At 61.0% G+C, this 16,693-nt stretch carries 18 protein-coding genes, 1 tRNA gene and 2 pseudogenes; 13 read left to right on the forward strand and 8 right to left on the reverse strand.

Translation table 11 applies throughout. The features are described from left to right. Positions 1 to 126: 126 nt before the first annotated feature. A pseudogene (locus ABS769_RS15980) lies at positions 127 to 246 on the reverse strand (site-specific integrase); the annotation flags it as partial. Between the two features lie 85 nt (positions 247 to 331). Further along, a tRNA-Ile gene (locus ABS769_RS15985) sits at positions 332 to 407 on the reverse strand. Positions 408 to 946: 539 nt separating this feature from the next. On the opposite strand from ABS769_RS15985, the gene ABS769_RS15990 reads away from it, so the two are divergent. From ABS769_RS15990 to ABS769_RS16015, 6 genes and pseudogenes are all read left to right on the forward strand, one after another. Further along, entirely contained in the window at positions 947 to 1,201 is a 255-nt protein-coding gene (locus tag ABS769_RS15990) for a type II toxin-antitoxin system Phd/YefM family antitoxin (protein ID WP_317062364.1), read from the forward strand. Beyond that, positions 1,201 to 1,626, forward strand: a complete 426-nt coding sequence (locus ABS769_RS15995) for a type II toxin-antitoxin system VapC family toxin (RefSeq protein WP_350498201.1) — start codon at positions 1,201 to 1,203, stop codon at positions 1,624 to 1,626. The genes ABS769_RS15990 and ABS769_RS15995 overlap by 1 nt, the downstream gene beginning before the upstream one ends. 185 nt (positions 1,627 to 1,811) lie before the next feature. After that, entirely contained in the window at positions 1,812 to 2,972 is a 1,161-nt protein-coding gene (locus ABS769_RS16000) for a hypothetical protein (RefSeq protein ID WP_317062362.1), read from the forward strand. Positions 2,973 to 3,071: 99 nt separating this feature from the next. Then, positions 3,072 to 3,260, forward strand: a pseudogene (locus ABS769_RS16005) (hemolysin secretion protein D); the annotation flags it as partial. Between the two features lie 3 nt (positions 3,261 to 3,263). Next, positions 3,264 to 3,650 carry a hypothetical protein gene (locus ABS769_RS16010; RefSeq protein ID WP_317062360.1) on the forward strand — a complete coding sequence of 129 codons (387 nt, stop codon included), beginning with the start codon at positions 3,264 to 3,266 and terminating at the stop codon, positions 3,648 to 3,650. 67 nt (positions 3,651 to 3,717) lie between these two features. Then, positions 3,718 to 3,894: a hypothetical protein gene (locus ABS769_RS16015; RefSeq protein ID WP_317062359.1), complete on the forward strand. Its 177-nt coding sequence runs from the start codon at positions 3,718 to 3,720 to the stop codon at positions 3,892 to 3,894. Positions 3,895 to 4,180: 286 nt separating this feature from the next. Here ABS769_RS16015 and ABS769_RS16020 read toward each other — a convergent pair whose 3' ends face one another. The 4 genes from ABS769_RS16020 to ABS769_RS16035 all read right to left on the reverse strand — a co-directional run bounded on the left by ABS769_RS16020 (position 4,181) and on the right by ABS769_RS16035 (position 7,869). Next, positions 4,181 to 5,194, reverse strand: a complete 1,014-nt coding sequence (locus ABS769_RS16020) for a hypothetical protein (RefSeq protein WP_317062357.1) — start codon at positions 5,192 to 5,194, stop codon at positions 4,181 to 4,183. A gap of 346 nt (positions 5,195 to 5,540) precedes the next feature. Continuing rightward, a complete protein-coding gene (locus tag ABS769_RS16025; RefSeq protein ID WP_317062356.1) occupies positions 5,541 to 5,819 on the reverse strand; it encodes a hypothetical protein in 279 nt (92 codons plus the stop codon). Beyond that, positions 5,816 to 6,031 carry a hypothetical protein gene (locus tag ABS769_RS16030; protein WP_317062355.1) on the reverse strand — a complete coding sequence of 72 codons (216 nt, stop codon included), beginning with the start codon at positions 6,029 to 6,031 and terminating at the stop codon, positions 5,816 to 5,818. Before ABS769_RS16030 ends, ABS769_RS16025 begins: the two co-directional genes overlap by 4 nt. A gap of 734 nt (positions 6,032 to 6,765) precedes the next feature. After that, a complete protein-coding gene (locus tag ABS769_RS16035) occupies positions 6,766 to 7,869 on the reverse strand; it encodes an alkene reductase (protein ID WP_317062353.1) in 1,104 nt (367 codons plus the stop codon). Between the two features lie 68 nt (positions 7,870 to 7,937). On the opposite strand from ABS769_RS16035, the gene ABS769_RS16040 reads away from it, so the two are divergent. Next, positions 7,938 to 8,891: a LysR family transcriptional regulator gene (locus ABS769_RS16040; RefSeq protein WP_317062352.1), complete on the forward strand. Its 954-nt coding sequence runs from the start codon at positions 7,938 to 7,940 to the stop codon at positions 8,889 to 8,891. 196 nt (positions 8,892 to 9,087) lie between these two features. On the opposite strand, the gene ABS769_RS16045 is transcribed toward ABS769_RS16040, so the two are convergent. Continuing rightward, positions 9,088 to 9,699: a TetR/AcrR family transcriptional regulator gene (locus tag ABS769_RS16045; RefSeq protein ID WP_317062351.1), complete on the reverse strand. Its 612-nt coding sequence runs from the start codon at positions 9,697 to 9,699 to the stop codon at positions 9,088 to 9,090. A gap of 296 nt (positions 9,700 to 9,995) precedes the next feature. On the opposite strand from ABS769_RS16045, the gene ABS769_RS16050 reads away from it, so the two are divergent. The 3 genes from ABS769_RS16050 (at position 9,996) to ABS769_RS16060 (ending at position 11,952) form a co-directional block, all read left to right on the forward strand. Further along, entirely contained in the window at positions 9,996 to 11,132 is a 1,137-nt protein-coding gene (locus ABS769_RS16050) for an MFS transporter (RefSeq protein ID WP_430544177.1), read from the forward strand. A 248-nt stretch (positions 11,133 to 11,380) separates the two neighbouring features. Then, complete coding sequence (locus ABS769_RS16055) at positions 11,381 to 11,581, forward strand: hypothetical protein (protein ID WP_317062349.1); 201 nt, start codon at positions 11,381 to 11,383, stop codon at positions 11,579 to 11,581. A 107-nt stretch (positions 11,582 to 11,688) separates the two neighbouring features. Beyond that, a complete protein-coding gene (locus ABS769_RS16060) occupies positions 11,689 to 11,952 on the forward strand; it encodes a helix-turn-helix domain-containing protein (RefSeq protein WP_317062348.1) in 264 nt (87 codons plus the stop codon). Positions 11,953 to 12,047: 95 nt separating this feature from the next. Here the strand turns inward: ABS769_RS16060 and ABS769_RS16065 are convergent, their stop codons facing one another. Continuing rightward, positions 12,048 to 13,118, reverse strand: a complete 1,071-nt coding sequence (locus ABS769_RS16065) for an acyltransferase family protein (RefSeq protein WP_317062347.1) — start codon at positions 13,116 to 13,118, stop codon at positions 12,048 to 12,050. Positions 13,119 to 13,390: 272 nt separating this feature from the next. Here ABS769_RS16065 and ABS769_RS16070 point away from each other — a divergent pair, with 272 nt between their 5' ends. The 3 genes from ABS769_RS16070 to ABS769_RS16080 all read left to right on the forward strand — a co-directional run bounded on the left by ABS769_RS16070 (position 13,391) and on the right by ABS769_RS16080 (position 16,342). After that, positions 13,391 to 13,603: a ParD-like family protein gene (locus ABS769_RS16070; RefSeq protein WP_023905360.1), complete on the forward strand. Its 213-nt coding sequence runs from the start codon at positions 13,391 to 13,393 to the stop codon at positions 13,601 to 13,603. Next, positions 13,600 to 14,376: a type I methionyl aminopeptidase gene (map, locus tag ABS769_RS16075; RefSeq protein ID WP_317062346.1), complete on the forward strand. Its 777-nt coding sequence runs from the start codon at positions 13,600 to 13,602 to the stop codon at positions 14,374 to 14,376. The genes ABS769_RS16070 and map overlap by 4 nt, the downstream gene beginning before the upstream one ends. Before the next feature lie 166 nt (positions 14,377 to 14,542). Beyond that, a complete protein-coding gene (locus ABS769_RS16080) occupies positions 14,543 to 16,342 on the forward strand; it encodes a chloride channel protein (protein ID WP_317062345.1) in 1,800 nt (599 codons plus the stop codon). The last annotated feature ends 351 nt before the right edge of the window (positions 16,343 to 16,693 follow it).

A 16,693-nucleotide genomic window follows, 5' to 3' on the forward strand; every position in this document is an offset into this window, starting at 1 on the left:
CCGCTTTCGGCTTCGCGCAGAAAGCCGATGACCTGCTCGTCAGTAAAACGTTTCTTCACGTCCAATCTCCTCGGGGTAGGGAATTGGACTCCAAACTGAGGCGCTACTCAAAATTGGGTGGACGTCGCGCCTAGCCCAGTCCTCGGCATCAGGCTTGGTGCGGAATGTCTTGATCGCAGGAGGCCATCCAGTCTTACGGATGACGGCCTTCCAAGAACCTGCGGGGGTTTTTACGAGTGTTGCCATAGGTCTCTACTTCCCGGACTGTACCGAAAATGTACCTTTGGCCTCTCTCTTAAGATGAGACGCGTCAGCAAATCATTGATTTAACTGGTGGGCCCACCAGGATTCGAACCTGGAACCAAAGGATTATGAGTCCTCTGCTCTAACCGTTGAGCTATAGGCCCGGCGTACTGGATTGCGAGATGCGCTGCATCTCGAACCGTCCGGCGACTCGAAAGTTTACCTGTCTGCGCGCGTCGCTGTCTGCTGCGGGATCTGGTTTCAATAAGGATCACTGATCGCGTCCTCGCCCACTTGCGTAGACAGGCATAGAAAACACCGGCACGAGTTGGGCGTTAGATTGTTGCGATCCATCTGTCTGCTGCGCTGTTCGCGCAACGTGACCACATCTTGGATGTCTCGCCTGCAATCCTGTGGTATCAGCAATCACGATGCGAAGACGCCCGTCGTAGTTCTTCTCAGTCAGTCAGCAGTGGTCCATGTGCACCGTTATTGCGACGGTTTCGATGCGCTCACACCTTTTTCTCCCATGGTCTTAGCAGTCCGGTGCTGCCTCTGGGTATTTCAAGACCCTATCGGCTTAAAACGGTTTTCGATCAGGCTGTTCGGTCATCGCTAGGATGACGATGACCTAGGCCCTCGCTTTCCACTTGATTAGTTCTGTAGTAACGTTACTACATTCGCTTGATTCCGGAGGTGTCCTATGGCCATCACAACCCTCTCTAGCCGTGAGCTCAACCAGGACGTGACACGAGCAAAGAAGGCCACCAAGGGCGGTCCAGTGTTTATCACCGATCGCGGCAAGCCTGCGCATGTGCTGTTGAGCTTCGAGGACTATCAGCGGCTGACCAAGCAGCGGCGCAACATTGCCGATGCGCTGGCGATGCCGGGCGTTGCGGAGATCGAGTTTGAGCCGCCGCGCGTGTCTATTGGAGCCCGGCCGGCTGATCTGGAATGATGTACGTGCTCGATACCAATGTGCTGTCGGAGCTGCGCAAAGTACGCCTGGGCAAGGCCGATGCGAATGTGACGGCGTGGAGTGAAAGTGTTGATGCCGCCGACCTTTTCGTATCGGTCATCACCATCATGGAGTTGGAGCTCGGCGTTCTGTCGATTGAACGCAAGGACGCGACGCAGGGGGCCATGCTGCGCTCCTGGTTTGAGCAGCATGTATTACCAGAATTCTCCGGGCGAACATTGCCTATCGATACCGCCGTGGCGCAGCGCTGCGCTCGGCTGCACGTACCAGACAAGCGCGGCGAGCGCGACGCGCTCATCGCGGCGACGGCGCTGGTGCACGGCATGGCGGTGGTTACGCGCAACGCGGCCGGCTTCAAGCCGACGGGAGTGAGCATCGTCAATCCGTGGGAGCCGTCGGCATGAACCACATCAGCGCGATGTCGTGGGGTGGCTTCGCGTAAGCAAGCGGGCTCCAAAATGACTCTGACCCCGATTCCCCGGGCTGGCGCAAGCGCCGACCCCTACCCTGGTCTGCGGCAGTTGGTCAGCCGTCCGGTCATCCTTCTCGCATGGCTATGATGGTGACTCCGACAATGAAGGTGGATCGTATGTCGCAGAGTACCGGAGAGTTTCAGGAGATCGCCCACTCCGGCGGCAAGTTGGTGGTCCGATTGCGCACCAATGATAGCGGCGGTAAGTCGTACCAGCTGCACTGGTCGAGCTCGCGGCCTAACCCGTCGACGCTCATTCAGCTCTTCGCCCTTCCGCAGGGAATTCCGCTGGAGCCGATTAGCGCAGTAGATATTGGGGTCCCCATTCCGGCCCCCTCGGTGCTTGGCGCCTACATGGTGATGGTCGCTTCCGATAGTACGGGGAAGTTCGGGCACCACTGCCCGGTGTGTAGGGAATACTGGCGTAGCGAACCATGGCCTTGGACTTGTCCCTACTGTCGCGTAGAGGTTCCAAGCCTCGACTTCCTTTCCGACGCGCAGCGTGCCTACGTGGACCAGTTTTGCCGCGCGCTCATGAACGCACTCGACGCCGACAACGATAGCGACATCGAAATCGACATGGATAAGGTCGCCGACGCGGTGGGATCCAGCACTCCCAAACCGGCATTCTATGTGTCGGAGCAAAGCCAGCAGCACCAGTTCCGCTGCGTGGCGTGCGGAACATTTAATGACATCCTCGGCACCTACGGTTACTGCTCTGGCTGTGGTACCCGGAATGACTTGGCGGTGTTCGAGAAGGAGACCGTGCCCGAGATCCGCAAGGCCCTGAACGGCGGTGGTCGTCCGGAAAATGCAATTCGCGATAGCGTTGCGGCATTCGATTCGTTTGTAGGGCAATACGCCAAGCAACTGGCGAAGTTGGTTCCGCTTACAACAGGTAGGAAGGACCGCCTACGGAAGCGCTTTCACGACTTCAGGGGAACGCTGGCATTGTTTCGCGAGATCTTCGACATCGATCTAGCGAAGGGCCTGAAGCCCGCCGACATCGACTTTCTTGCCCTGAGGTTTCAGCGCCGCCACGTGTTCGAGCACAAGGGTGGTGAGGCTGACGAGCATTACCTAGCAACCAGCGGCGATACTTCCGTGAAGTTGAAGCAGACTATTCGTGAGATGCAAGACGGAGCGCACGAACTATTGGGACTGCTGGTTCGCGCGGCGAACAACTTGCATGAAGGCTTCCACTCGCTGATTCCAGTGCGTGCCGAGCCCATCGAGTCGCATGCCACTCGCGTCAGCCAACGCCGCAGCCCGGGCTGAGCGGGCGATTTACTTCGCTGGCGGCGCAATCTCCGAGGGCACGAGGCCGTAAGACGGCTTCAAGCGACGAACGCATGATTGCCGGCATTCACCGCGCGCAAACCGGGTCTAGTGTTCCCTGCCCGGGTGAAGCTGGAGCGGGCCACGCTGAACATCGATGGTATACGTGTGCGTTTGAATGCCGGGATGAGCCTTAGTGCAGAGATCAAGACGGGCAAGCGCCGGGTCATCGACTACCTGCTTAGTCCTTTTCAACAGCACACCACTGAAGCCCTGCGCGAGCGCTGACACATGCTGACCCTTTCGCTGATCTATGTGGGCATCGTGTTCGTGTCCGGAATGCTTGGCTGCGGATGCCGGCTGCGGGTGGCTGCACACCGCCTGGCAACCGAGTCGATCGACAGCCCGGCGAAGGGCACGCGCTGGACCAATCGATACCTATTCTTCAGCTTCTGGCACCTGTTTGTCTCGCTCTTCTCGCTCGCTTTCATGCTGCCTTTGATGGATCTCCTCATCAACCACGGCGTACCCGGCAGGGCCCTGCCAGGCCTGTATCTGTTGTTATGCCTGCCGTTGGCCAGCGTCTGCTACTGCATTGACCTGCGGCTTACACGCCGCTGCGATCCCCGGAAGCGGGCAGGGCGGCTGGCGCTTCGCAAGCGGCTGAGAGGGTCCTGATCCTTTCTGGATGTCCAAGTGCTTCACGGGTTTCCACCTGAACTCCAACCGCAAGGAACGCGCCGCCATGACCACGTCCAACAAGACCATCTACTTCATTCAGGGCGACCTGGATGCGCCGCCTCCGCCGGAAAAGCCGGATTCGCCTGAAGCAATACTCTGGCTCCAGAAGCGTACCTGTTTGAGATATCGCACTTTCTGCCTGATCCGGGCAAGTTCCTGGGGGACCTGTGCTGAAACCTAATTAAGTACGGGCTCTTCCTTACCTCGGCCCGTTGCATGGCTACACAGGTGTAGAGGCGGTCCGGACCGCCGCCCGAGTGTAGGGATTCGCAGGCGTCGCTGCGCTCTAAGCATGCTCGCTCCCATCATTACGGCGCCGGCTGTCGGATTTGCCGGAGTGCAGAAGAACCCACCCGGCAAGTGCGGACAGCGAAATATTAGAGGCATCGCGACCCCTCCTGCGGTCAGGCTTTAGGCAAGGAAGCCGCGCCCTGACGGCTGGTTTGCGTGATACGCCGTTTAGTCGGTCAATGCTTGCTTTGCTTGGTCTCGACCATGTCTGAGCGATTCATGCCAAGGCTCAGGCCCGTAGGCAAATCTGAGGCTGTCGCAATGAGCATAGGAGTGCTCGTGATGATTCGCCCGCCGTCCAGCACAGCGTAGGATGGGAACCACCTAAGTGCTTTGGCGTCGAACTCGTACACTAGCTTGGAAGCCGGGGTTCCTCGCCGCGCTAGCGCAGAGATCAAGTTAGCCCCTTCAGTAGCAGCTTGGGATAGCGCTTCATGCGCAGCATAGTTCACTGAAATGTCATTTCCTCGAATTAAAAAAATGACATGGCAGTCCTGCTGATTGCTATCAATGCAGACTAGAGGGGCCTTACGCTTGCTAGCCCTAGCAATAAATTCTTTCAGCCAGTTGTTGAAGCTTGAGTAGGCGGCCTTTCCTGCCTCCGTCGCGAATCCTTTGACTAGAGGGTTCCACACCAAGAACGCAAAACCGATTCCGATTCGAACGAGCTCTTGAATTGATTCGCTGGCATTGAGTGATAGCTGAGTTTCCTCTACGGGAAGTGGAGCGTCTAGGACAGCATCCTCAACCCAGCCGTCAGGTAATTCCCGAGGATCCCAGGAAATCTCTATCCGTGTGTTCGCGTCCAATTCGTTCGATTCGCTTATATGGTCTCCAGGAAATTGATCCAATTGCAGATCGGAAAAAGTGACAGCTTGATCACGTGTGTAATAGCCTAGGATCGCTGCGACAAATCGCTGTCCTTCCTGCGCCTGAAAAGCTGCAGCCTCAAGTACGTGGCAAATAGGGCGGCCAGGGTCATGGTTATGTAGCAGCTGGAGTGGTTCCAGCGCTAACGCTCGTAATAAAGAGTCGGGACTCGCCTCCACGATGAGCGATCCGTCCGCAGCACGAGCATCTGTCCAGATCACTCCCGCAGCGATCAGCCCATAGATGCCACCCTCATGTCGAGCAGTGGCTCCGTGTGCCCACAAGCGTGCCTCAAGGGTGTCGGTTAGAAGATCTGACATGCGGCATAGCCTCTAAATGACTGACGGACATTGCCTTAGCATAGCGCTGGCGCCAGAGCTGCACATCCCGGGGTCTTGACTGTGCTCCAAAGGCGTGGCGCTGTACGACAACATGAAAGTCCTGACAGTAACTGTGGTGGTAACTGTCATTACTTAGATGGTCTAATCCTTGCAAATATAGGGATTCGGGCCGAAGTGTGGTTGAGGGTGGGCCAATAGAAAGCAGGCACTTGGACGCGCGTCCAAGTGCCTTTTTTGTGGCTCGGAAACTACCGGGACACGTCGTGTTCTTCTTCGCTGATTGCGTAGTTGGCGTCTTCTGGATAAGCGTTTGCGTGTGCGGTAGTCATCGTATCGCTCCGTTACGGTGCGCTTGCCTGCGCAGCCAGGTGAGGACGTCAACTGCCTGGTCTTCATGCATACAGACATGCAGCCGGCCCAGCACGATGCTCTGCGCATCGCCGCCCGGCAAGACGTCATCAAGGCCCGTGGCTTCGCAGGCGATCAGGATCGGCGGCAGACCAGGCTGCGCGTGGGAATGCAGCATGGCCAGCACATAGCCCTGCATCATTTCGAAGCTGAGGGTGACGCCGGTGCAGACGCGGAACTGTTTGCTAGTGCTCATGACCGCACCTGCGCGCACAAGGGATCAACTGCAGCGATCGCTGCTTTATTGTCGGCAAACGGGAGCGCGTGGATGGCTTTGCATGTGCTTACGAGGCGTGCCATCTGGTTCAGCCACGCATGACTGCATTCGAAAGCGTTGGCGATCAGATCGATATGGTGGCCGATCTGGCGCGCCACAGACGCGGGTGCTTGTTGGGTGTTGTAGAACATGGTGCTGACTCCAGTTCGATGAGCGAACCATCCACCACGCCGCCAAGCAGGGTGGACGACCGAACGGGGTTGGCGGACCGGGTCAGCGCCGGCAGGCTTTGCAGCCTCCCCGTCCGGCCGTCCATAAAAACAGACAACGCCGGGCACGAAAAAGCCGCAGAGCATGCTCAATGCGGCTTTCGCCGCTGACAGTCAGGCCGCCAAGCCCGGTCGCCGAATATGCGGCGACGCATGAATACTCGCTCCCGCTCACGGCCCGTGTCAACGGCAAAGCATTGGAGTTAAGGGAGCTCCTTTCGAGAACCTCCGGCAGCGCTTGGTCGTGCCTGCCGGATCTTCAGACTGGGCTCTAGTAGTCGGTGGGCGAGCAGACGCGTCGAAGGTCAAGGCAGGTAGCCATGTCGCCCAACCTCTAATGTCAGGTATTGGCCAACGCGCCCGTCTGACCGCATGCGGCTCTCACGCCGCCGCTTGTCGTGCTGTCATGTCCACGCTACCGAGGGTCATTGGAAGGTCCATCAAGGTTGGCTGGGGCAGGGTCGGTCGATGACGCGCCGCCGGCGATCACGCGTACCGCCAGCTCAATGGAAGACGCGTCACTCAAGCACACCTCCATACGCGGTGCAGCCTGGTGGAGGAGCATGCCGATGCGCGCTGCGATATCCCTCTGGAGGGGAATTCGCAGCGCGCAGCGTCAGCCGCCGGCGGATGCATCGAAAGTGGATGCTCGTGCTTCAGGTTGCGGCCGGATAGTCGGTGTAGCCCTCTGCGCCGCCGCCGTAGTAAGTGTCGCGATCCGGAGCTGCGAGCGGTGCGCCTGTCTGCAGGCGTGCCACAAGGTCCGGGTTTGCAATGAAGGGCTGGCCGAACGCGGCCAGGTCGATCACTGCCTGATCGATCAACCGAGCCGCGCGCTCCAGGTTCAATTTGCCCGCAAGGATCACGGTGCCGCCGTAGGTGCGCTTGAACGCTGCGAGGAATGTTTCGCTCATGTCCGGGGAGCCGTCTGCGTGGTTGTCGTTTAGATGCACATACGCAAGCTCGCGCTTGGCCAGTTCTTCGGCCAGGTAGAGGTAGCTGGCCTCGCTCTCCGCATACGCGGGCATGTCGAATTGGCGATTGTTCGGTGCAAGGCGGATCCCCACCTTGCGTGAGCCGATGCGTGCAGCCACCGCATCCACGGTCTCGAGAATGAGCCGCGCCCTGTTCTGCAGCGAACCACCGTAGGCGTCGACACGGTCATTGGTGATCGGGTTGAGGAACTGTTCGAAGAGGTAGCCATTGGCGGCATGGATCTCGATGCCGTCGAAGCCGGCGTCGATCGCGCGTTGTGCCGCCTGCTCGAAATCGCCGACGATGCCTGGCACTTCTTCGGTCTCGAGCGCACGTGCCGGGCTGGGCTCAGCCGTCCCGCGCGTTCCGTCTTCGCGGTAGATAAACGCAAAGCTCTTGGAGCTGGATGCCACCGGGCGCGTACTCGCGCTCACCGGATCGGCGCCATTGGGCTGCAGCGAGGTGTGCGACATGCGGCCCACATGCCACAACTGGGCGAAGATGTTGCCCTGTTGGGCATGCACTGCATCGGTCACCATCTTCCAGCCGGCGACCTGCTCCTGCGACCAGATGCCGGGCACATCGATGTAGCCCTGGCCTTGCTGCGAGACGGGAGTGCCCTCGCTGACGATCAGGCCTGCGCTCGCGCGTTGAGCGTAGTACGTGGCCGTCAATGCGTTCGCCACGCATCCCGGATTGCGCGCGCGGGTCATCGGTGCCATGACGATGCGGTTGCGCAGCCGGATGTCGCCGAGATCGAAGGGGTGGAAAATCGTTGATGTCATGGGGAGGGCGCTAGTTGGTGGGGACAGGCTAAAGAAGGTAAGGTTGACTTCGGCGCACATAAAGGCGCTTGGCGTCCCGCCATTGGGGACATCGATTCCCCAAAGAGCGGCTGATGATCCCTGTCGAGACACTCAATGGACTGGTCACCTTCGTCACTGCGGCACGTTCCAGGACGTTCACCGAGGCGGCCGAGTCGCTGGGGATCTCGCGCTCGGCGGTAGGCAAGGCGATCGCCCGCCTGGAGACGCGGCTGGGCGTGCGCCTGTTCCATCGCACCACGCGCCGCATCGCGCTCACTGCTGATGGCGAATCCTATTTCGCGACATGCGCTGCTGCGTTGGAAGAGATCGCCAGCGCAGAAGCCGGCCTTGCCTCTCAGTCGTCACTGCCCAGCGGCCGGTTGCGCGTGGACATGCCGTCGTCTTTCGGTCGCCACGTCATGCTGCCGATCCTGCTCCGCATCGGCGCAGCGCATCCCGCTCTCCACTACACGCTCTCCTTCAACGACCATCTGATCGATCCGGCTCAGGAAGGCATCGACTTGACGATTCGGTTTGGCGGCGTTGAAAGCTCCGGTGGCCTGGTTGCGCGCAAACTGGGGCGGCAGCGACTGGTGCTATGCGCCTCACCTGGGTATCTCGCTGCACACGGAACTCCCCGCACCATCAAGGACCTGCAGGCGCATCGCAGCATCGTCGGCTTCCGCAATGGCCAGCCTGTCGGCTGGCGGTTTGGCGACACGGTGAGCGCCGGCGATTTTGTGCCGCAAGGAACGCATCAATTGAATGACGGCGACGCGGTCATCGACGCCGCGATCGCAGGTCTGGGCATCTGCCAGATGCCGATCTCGCTGGTGCGCCCGCACATCCCGTCGGGCAGGCTGCAGCTCGTCCTGGAAGAGTGCACGGCCTATTGCATCGAAATCTTCGCGCTGTGGCCGCGCACGCGCCACTTGCGCCCGAAGGTGCGCTACGTGGTGGACGAGTTGGTGCGGCTTTCCGCTATCGGCACTTTCGACTAAAAAGTCACGCAATGCGCGCTGCCGCTACCATCGATACCTGTAACCAGGTCCGGCGGCTTGAGTCATTCACTGCGAAAGTTGACCCTGAGAGACAGGCGCAGCGAGGCAAGCGGGCTCTCAAACGAATCTAGCTCTGTCATCCCGCAGCGAACGCCATCCCGGCGTTCTGCGGCGCACGGGTTGAAGTGCTGCCTGCCTAGTGGGTCTGGGCGTCCCAGAACCCCATGAGCTGCGTAATGGCAGCATCCATCGCCTTGAAGCTCATGCCGTCCCTGGCGAGTGTGGATAGCCCAAGCAGGAAGCTGTCGAACACGCATGTGAGTGCAGCGGGGTCGGCATCCGGCCCAAGTTCTCCGTTGACGATGGCGCGTTCCACGCAGGCGCGGATGCCGCCGCGTGTGCGGGCACGCGAGCGCGTCAGTGGGGTGCAGAGCGCAGAAAGTTCGGGTGACGGCGCGCTCATCACTCCCAACGTGACCATGCAGCCCTTTGGGTGGCCGCGCTCGCATTGCATCTTGGCTGAGCGGCGCAGTGCAAGCTCCACCGCCTGCTTCGGACCGAGCGAGGTGTCCCACAAGCAGTGGGTCACCTTCGCGTAGTTCGCCAGGTAGCGTTCCATGCATTCCTTGAAGAGTGCCTCCTTGGAGCCGAACGCTGCGTAGAAGCTGGGCGCGGTGATGCCGCCGCCAATCGCCGCCTTGAGTTGGCTCAACGAGGTCGATTCGTAGCCCTGTTCCCAGAACAGGTGAAGCGCCTGCTCAACCGCGGTGTCGCGGTCGAAGCTACGTGGCCTTCCCATCTGTGCCATTGCACTCTCCGATACCTACATACAGACTAGTCGATACATATGTCGTTGACAATATGGTCGCTTCGTAATATACATACCGAGCGATACATATATGTTCCTTTCGATAGCAGGCACGGACAGGCTGTTCGGTAGATGGCCTGTTTCTTTTTGGCTTATATGTGTACCGATCGATACGGATCGGCGTGATCTGGCCCGAAACTTATCTCAACCAAGGACAGCATGTGACCTCTCCAAACACATCAACGGCCAGTGCGATTCCCGCGCCGTTACCCATCGCCGCCCTGTTGGCGCTGGCGATGACCGGTTTCATCTGCATCGTGACCGAAACCCTTCCTGCAGGACTGTTGCCGCACATGTCCGCAGGCCTTGGCATCACCCCCGCACTGGCTGGGCAGACGGTGACCGCTTATGCGTTGGGTTCGGTGGTGGCTGCAATCCCGCTGACCATTGCCACCCAGCAGTGGAGGCGACGTAACGTGCTGCTGCTCACCATTGTTGGCTTTCTGGTGTTCAACTCCATCACTGCACTCTCAACCAACTACAGCCTGACGTTGGTGGCGCGTTTGTTTGCTGGCGCAGCCGCGGGCCTGGCCTGGAGCCTGCTGGCCGGTTACGCCCGGCGCATGGTGCAGCCGGAACAGCAAGGCAGGGCGATGGCGATTGCGATGGTGGGCACACCGATTGCGCTCTCCCTGGGCGTGCCGCTGGGCACCTGGATGGGCGGCATGCTGGGCTGGCGGAGTGCGTTTGCCGCGATGTCGGTTCTGACAGTCGTTTTGATCGTCTGGGTGCTGGTGAAGGTGCCCGATTATCCCGGCCAATCGGCAGCGCAGCGTGTGCCGCTGCGCAAGGTGCTTGGCACTCCTGGCGTGCGTCCCGTGCTCGCCACCGTGATGGCGTGGATGTTGGCCCACAACATCCTCTACACCTATGTGGCGCCGTTCGCCGCACACGCTGGGCTGGGCCATCGTGTGGACGTGCTGCTGTTGGTGTTCGGCGCAGCCGCACTGGTTGGTATCGGCGTGGCAGCAAAGCTGGTGGAGCATCACCTCCGCCGCACTGTATTGATCTCGCTGGCGACGTTCTTCGCACTCTCTGTGGTGCTGGCGCTACTGCAGGACATGCAGCCCGTCGTTTACGGGTGTGTGGCGGTGTGGGGTCTGACGTTCGGTGGAGCGGCGACGCTGCTGCAGACTGCACTTGCCGATAGCGCAGGAGAAGGGGCCGATGTCGCGCTGTCGCTCAATGTCGTTGCCTGGAACAGTGTCATCGCCGGTGGTGGTGTGGTGGGCGGCGTGCTGCTGGACCAATGGGGCGCGCAGACCTTTCCGGCGGCCATGGCCTTGTTGCTGGCGGTTGGATTTTGCATTGCATGGCGCGCTCGAAGTCACGGGTTTGCTGCGGGCACACGCGCGCCAGTCGTCGGCCATTAGCCGGCTAGCCGTGGCAGTAGATGACGGGTCAGCGACATTGCCGACAGCAGGTTGTGGCTGAAGAATCAGCAGATATCTCCTCTGCGGCATCGCCGTGGCCCCCTTGCGTTTCACCGCGTTATCCGTCGCGCTGCCTGGGCCGCGTGCATGATCCTTGGCGGGTGTGCCGAGCCGGCGGCGCGGCCTGCACTGCCGGCGCGCGGCGCCCCGGATATGTCGCGGATGGAACGTGGATCTCTACCGCAGGCGTGAGCGCCGCGATCCCGGCATCGATCGCGTTGGTTGAGGCCATCAGCGGGCATGCGAAGGCGCAGGAACTGGCATGGACGCTCGGTGCAAAGGATTGGTCGCCGCAGCACGACAGTGATGCATTCCGTCCCCGCCTTGGCACAACCGCGTGGCCGCTGGCGAAGGTGCTGTATACCAACCGATGGCTGCACAGTGGCTAGCAGATCGATGTGCTGGGCGCACCCGGGATGGATGAGGCGACACTTGCGCTGACCGTGGATGCGTACTCCACCACGGGGAGAAGCCGCGCGTCCGTCGTCTCTACCAGATGTCGCCGCGCACGTTCGCACGCGTCTACCGCAGCACATGCGGTGTCACCCCAGCCAAGGCGGTGGAAACGCTACGCGTGGAAGCGGCGCGCCGCCTGCTGGAATCCGGAAACGCGCCGATCAAGCGCATTGCGGCGCTGACCGGTCTATCGGACGAACAGACACTGCGTCGCACCTTCCTGCGTGTCTTGGGCGTAGCCCCGGGCGACTACCGGGATTGCTTCCAGGGCACCGCAGCGGGCGAGCGTTTCGCCATCGCCTGATGCATCCATCGTTGCGAGTACGCGATGCGAGAACGTCGGGAAGAGCCGCGGCCACGACGCTCCCAACGCACGGCTACTTCAAACAAAGCGGTAGGTTATTTGATGGTATCGGTCGCTTCGGTACGCGCAGGAGCCACTAACGGACGCGATTCGAAAAGCCTGGTTCCAATGCGCCGCAACAGCGTGTTACCGGGCAGCTCGATGACGCGATACATCAGCCATGCCAGCAGGAAAACCACCAAGGTGATCAGCGCGGCCATGGCCGGGGTATGCGCGTGGTCGCCCAGTAATTTCATGGCGACATAGATCACCGGAATGTTCAGCAGATACATCGAAAAGCTGAACTCGCCACACATCATGATCGGCCGATAGCCGAATAGCAGCTTGCTCAGTGGTGTATCGAAGGAGAACATGAACACGAAGATGCCCGAGAACAACGCGCCTTCCAGATAGTTGTAGAACTCGCGCTTGCTGCCGAATTCCACCGGAAGGATGCGTGCGATGACCAAGCCGATAACGATCAGCGTCAGGCCTTGCAGCAACGCAAGCGTGCGCATGCCCTTGTCGGACCAGGCTTGATTGCGGAACAACCCGAACAGCACGCCCGAGAAGAAGTACTGCATCTTGGAGCCGACAAAGGTACCGGGCAGTTGGTCGCGGTAGGAGATCAGCAGAAAAATCGCGGTCAGCACGATTGCAAGCACGGAGGCGTTGCCTTGGTTTCTGAATTTCCACAGTGCGAACCACAGGCCCACGAACACCGCGTAGAACTGCACCTCCGGCGGAATGCTCCACAGCGCGGACACGTTGCCGGAGAACAACAGGTGACGCAGCAGGTTCTGATGGGTGATCGCGTAGACGAAGGATGGGTCGATCAGGTTGTAGATCAGATAGGAACCGATCACCACAAACAGATAGGCCGGAGCGATCCGCGAGAAACGCGAGATGCCGTAGCGCACCACGGAAGAGTAGTCGAATTGCTTGTGGCCGTAGAGAAAGGCCATCAGGAACCCGCTCAGGGTGAAGAACACCATGACGCCCACTTCGCCCGGATACAGATGGCTGCGCGAGAAGAATCCGTCTTCCGCAAGATGCGAATAGACCACCAGCAACGCGGCCAGTCCGCGAATTCCGGTGAGCGCATCGATGCGCTGTGCGGAGCTCATCGATCGTTCCTGCTGATCGGGAGTTGCGGAAAACAGGGGGTTGCGTGGGGCATGGATGGTTTGTCTTTGGCGGCCGGGGGAGCTTCTCGCGTGAGTGCGCCTATGTGACAAATTGGTTGCATCCAGCTGTTGGCGTTATGAATGCCGATTCAGTTGCGTGAAAGCAAAGTCGGTGGGGCGATCGGTCGCGCATTTCATCTTCGAGAGAAATGAAATTGTGCGGCCATATATGTTTCGTATATGATTCGTATGTCGTTACTTTCGGAGTAGTCATGGGTATCGTCAACATCGACGACGAGCTTCACGATCAGTTGCGTCGCGCGTGCACGGTGACCAGCCGCTCGATCAATGCGCAGGCCAATTTCTGGATCAAGGTCGGCATGTTGTGCGAGATGAATCCGGAGGCGTCGTTTCAGCAGATCGTGGCGCAGGAGTTGCGTGCGGCGGGGGTGCGGCCGCAAGCCTTGAAGCCAGCACGGGCATGATCAAGTCGCCGGACGAAGTTGCCTTGATGGCTGCCTCCGGTCAGCTGCTGGCGCAGGTGTTTCATGCGCTGGATCAGCTGCCGCTGGAAGGCCGCAGCACGCTGGAACTCAACGACTTCGTCGAGCGGATGATTGTCGATGAGTTGGATGCGCGACCGGCCAGCAAGGGCCAGTACGATTTTCCATTCGTGCTCAACGCCTCGATCGACGATGTGGTTTGCCATGGTGTGCCGTCGGCCGATGATGTGCTGCGCAGCGGGCAGATCGTCAATCTGGATATCACGCTGGAAAAGAACGGGTTTATTGCCGATTCCAGCACCACGTATCTGGTTGGTGAGGTGGCGTATCCGGCACGGCGGTTGGTGCAAACCACGTATCAGGCGATGTGGAAAGGGATCGCGGCGGTGCGCCCCGGGGCGCGATTAGGCGACATCGGCCATGCAATTGCGCGGCATGCGCGCGAGCACGGCTATAGCGTGGTGAAGGAATATTGCGGGCACGGCATCGGGCGTGAGATGCATGAAGACCCGCAGATTCTGCATTACGGCCACGCCTGCACCGGGATGGAGCTGCAGGAAGGCATGGTGTTCACCATCGAGCCGATGATCAATCAAGGCCGGGCGGCGATTCGCGCCGAGCCGGATCAATGGCCGGTGCATACGCGCGATGGCAAGTTGTCCGCACAGTTCGAGCACACCGTGGCGGTGACGCGCACCGGCGTGCGTGTGCTGACGCTGCGGCCTGGAGAAAAGCCGCTATGTGTACTGGGATGAGCGCGTCGTTCCCAGGCGTGCGACCCGCACCAGCTGCCGCTCCTTGTTCGTTGCTTGCCCTGCCGCAGCCAGACTGCGGCAGGTCAGCAAGACTGCTGCACACTAGGTCGCATCGCTGACGTCTCCCGTGCGCCGGCACCCTGATCCGGCGGAGCGCTGGTCTTCCATGCAGCCACTTCCTCACAACCCCACGCATGTCTTGCATCCGGCGGTCGCACCCTGGCGACGGCCGCTGGAGTGGTTGCGCAGGCAGTTGCGCGCCAACGATCTTTGGTTCATCGGGTTGGCAGCGGTGGTCGGGCTGATCGCCGCGGCACTGATGGTGGTGCAGGCCGGCATTGCGCACGCGCTGCAGGCCTGGCTGTACGCGCTTGAGCCGGGCGAGCGGCTCAGTACCGCCGAATCGATCACCGCCACCCAGTTGCTGGTGTTGCCGTTGGGCGGCCTGCTGGTGGGCCTGGTGGCATTGCTGGCGCGGCGGCGCAAGCGGCCGCTGGTGGACGCGGTGGAAGCCAACGCCCTGCACGGCGGGCGCATGTCGATGCGCGACAACCTGATCGTTGCGGTGCAGACGCTGCTGTCCAACGGCTTTGGCGCATCGGTGGGGCTGGAGGCGACCTATACGCAGATGGGCGCGGGCGCCGGTTCGCAGCTGGGCCGTGTCCTGCGGGTACGCCGGGCTGACATACGCACGCTGGTCGGTGCCGGCGCGGCAGGCGCGATCGCCGGTGCGTTCGGGGCGCCGCTGGCCGGTGCGTTCTACGCGTTCGAGATCGTGATCGGCGCCTATACGCCCTCGGCGCTTGCGCCGGTGGCTGCGGCGGCGCTGGCCGGCGCGTTCATGGCCAATGCGCTCGGTGCCGCGCCGTATTCGTTGCCGGCGGCGGTCGCCTATCAATTGCAGCCGCGTGACTATGCGATCTACATCGCGTTGGGGCTGACCTGCGCGTTGATCGGCATCGCGGTGATGCGGCTGGTAGCCGGTATCGAACGCGCCGTGGGGCGGATCGAGCTGCCGCTCTGGGGGCGCCCGGTGGTGGGCGGGTTGCTGCTGATTCCGCTGGCGATGTATTCGCCGCAAGTGCTGTCGTCGGGACATGGCGCCCTGCATCTGGACCTGACCAGCAGCAGCACGCTGCAGGTATTGGCCGGTTTGCTGGTGCTCAAATGCATCGCGTCGGGCATCTCGCTGGGTTTCGGCTTCCGTGGCGGCCTGTTCTTCGCTTCGTTATTCATGGGCTCGCTGGTGGGCAGCCTGTTTGCGGTGTTCCTGAACCTGCTGGTCGGCGCTGCGGCGGTGGACATCACCAGCGCTTCGTTGGTGGGCATGGCCGCGTTGGCGGCAGCCATTGTCGGTGCGCCGATGACGATGGCCATGCTGATCCTGGAAGGCACGCACGACTTTGTGCTGGCGAGCGCGGTGATGGTGGCGGTGCTGGTGGCCAACACCGTGGTGCGCCAGGTGTTTGGCTATTCGTTCTCCACCTGGCGCCTGCATCTGCGTGGCGAGAACATCCGCAGCGCACGCGACGTGGGGTGGGTGCGCAATCTGTCGGCCGGCAAGATGATGCGCAAGGACGCCAACCACACTGCGCACGACACCACGGTGAGCGAGTTTCGCCGGCGGTTTCCATTGGGGTCCACGCAGCGCGTGGTGCTGGAAGACGCTGCCGGTCATTACGCCGGTGTGGTGCCGTTGGCAGTGCTGTATGCGGACAACGTGCAGGCCGATGCGCCGGTGAGCGACTACGCCAAGCACCGCGATGCGGCGTTGCTGGCAGACACCGACATCGTGGCGGTCATGAAGGTCTTCGATGCCACGCAGGCCGACGAGTTGGCGGTGATCGACGCACAACGCAAGGTGCTGGGCGTGCTGTCGGAAGGCTTCGTGCGCAAGCGCTATGCCGAGGAGCTGGAAAAGCGCGAGCGCGAACTGATGGGCGAGCGTGTGCTCGGCGATGACTGAGCCACGCGCTGCCGGCAGCGGCTGAAGCGACAGGGCGCGTGCTGGCCCGGCACATCCACCGCGTGCAGCCGGTGTTTAACGCAACGCCCTGCGCCCGCGACGCATGCAGTTTGCCCCTCGCCAGCGGCACCATGCGATGCCAGCACGCATCTTCTAACGGCCTGCGCGTTGGCGGCGCTCACGCATCGGCTTTGATCTTCGTCGGGTGTTCGAGGCGCGTGTGCAGCATGCTATCGGGTTGTGCAGACCCGTATCAGCGCGTTAGCATCGACATTCGTCTACAGCGATCTCCTCCGACACCATGACGCCACCCTGACCTGACGCATCACGCGCTCGCAGTCTCTGCGAAGG

This window comes from Xanthomonas hortorum, from assembly GCF_040279205.1.
GTDB classification, from domain to species: Bacteria; Pseudomonadota; Gammaproteobacteria; order Xanthomonadales; family Xanthomonadaceae; genus Xanthomonas; species Xanthomonas hortorum_F.

Bases quoted from the DNA above. Each gene is read 5' to 3' on its own strand.
- ABS769_RS15990 (WP_317062364.1), top strand. From the start codon at position 947: ATGGCCATCACAACCCTCTCTAGCCGTGAGCTCAACCAGGACGTGACA.
- ABS769_RS15995 (WP_350498201.1), top strand. From the start codon at position 1,201: ATGTACGTGCTCGATACCAATGTGCTGTCGGAGCTGCGCAAAGTACGC.
- ABS769_RS16000 (WP_317062362.1), top strand. From the start codon at position 1,812: ATGTCGCAGAGTACCGGAGAGTTTCAGGAGATCGCCCACTCCGGCGGC.
- ABS769_RS16010 (WP_317062360.1), top strand. From the start codon at position 3,264: ATGCTGACCCTTTCGCTGATCTATGTGGGCATCGTGTTCGTGTCCGGA.
- ABS769_RS16015 (WP_317062359.1), top strand. From the start codon at position 3,718: ATGACCACGTCCAACAAGACCATCTACTTCATTCAGGGCGACCTGGAT.
- ABS769_RS16020 (WP_317062357.1), bottom strand. From the start codon at position 5,194: ATGTCAGATCTTCTAACCGACACCCTTGAGGCACGCTTGTGGGCACAC.
- ABS769_RS16025 (WP_317062356.1), bottom strand. From the start codon at position 5,819: ATGAGCACTAGCAAACAGTTCCGCGTCTGCACCGGCGTCACCCTCAGC.
- ABS769_RS16030 (WP_317062355.1), bottom strand. From the start codon at position 6,031: ATGTTCTACAACACCCAACAAGCACCCGCGTCTGTGGCGCGCCAGATC.
- ABS769_RS16035 (WP_317062353.1), bottom strand. From the start codon at position 7,869: ATGACATCAACGATTTTCCACCCCTTCGATCTCGGCGACATCCGGCTG.
- ABS769_RS16045 (WP_317062351.1), bottom strand. From the start codon at position 9,699: ATGGCACAGATGGGAAGGCCACGTAGCTTCGACCGCGACACCGCGGTT.
- ABS769_RS16050 (WP_430544177.1), top strand. From the start codon at position 9,996: ATGACCGGTTTCATCTGCATCGTGACCGAAACCCTTCCTGCAGGACTG.
- ABS769_RS16060 (WP_317062348.1), top strand. From the start codon at position 11,689: ATGTCGCCGCGCACGTTCGCACGCGTCTACCGCAGCACATGCGGTGTC.
- ABS769_RS16065 (WP_317062347.1), bottom strand. From the start codon at position 13,118: ATGAGCTCCGCACAGCGCATCGATGCGCTCACCGGAATTCGCGGACTG.
- ABS769_RS16070 (WP_023905360.1), top strand. From the start codon at position 13,391: ATGGGTATCGTCAACATCGACGACGAGCTTCACGATCAGTTGCGTCGC.
- map (WP_317062346.1), top strand. From the start codon at position 13,600: ATGATCAAGTCGCCGGACGAAGTTGCCTTGATGGCTGCCTCCGGTCAG.
- ABS769_RS16080 (WP_317062345.1), top strand. From the start codon at position 14,543: ATGCAGCCACTTCCTCACAACCCCACGCATGTCTTGCATCCGGCGGTC.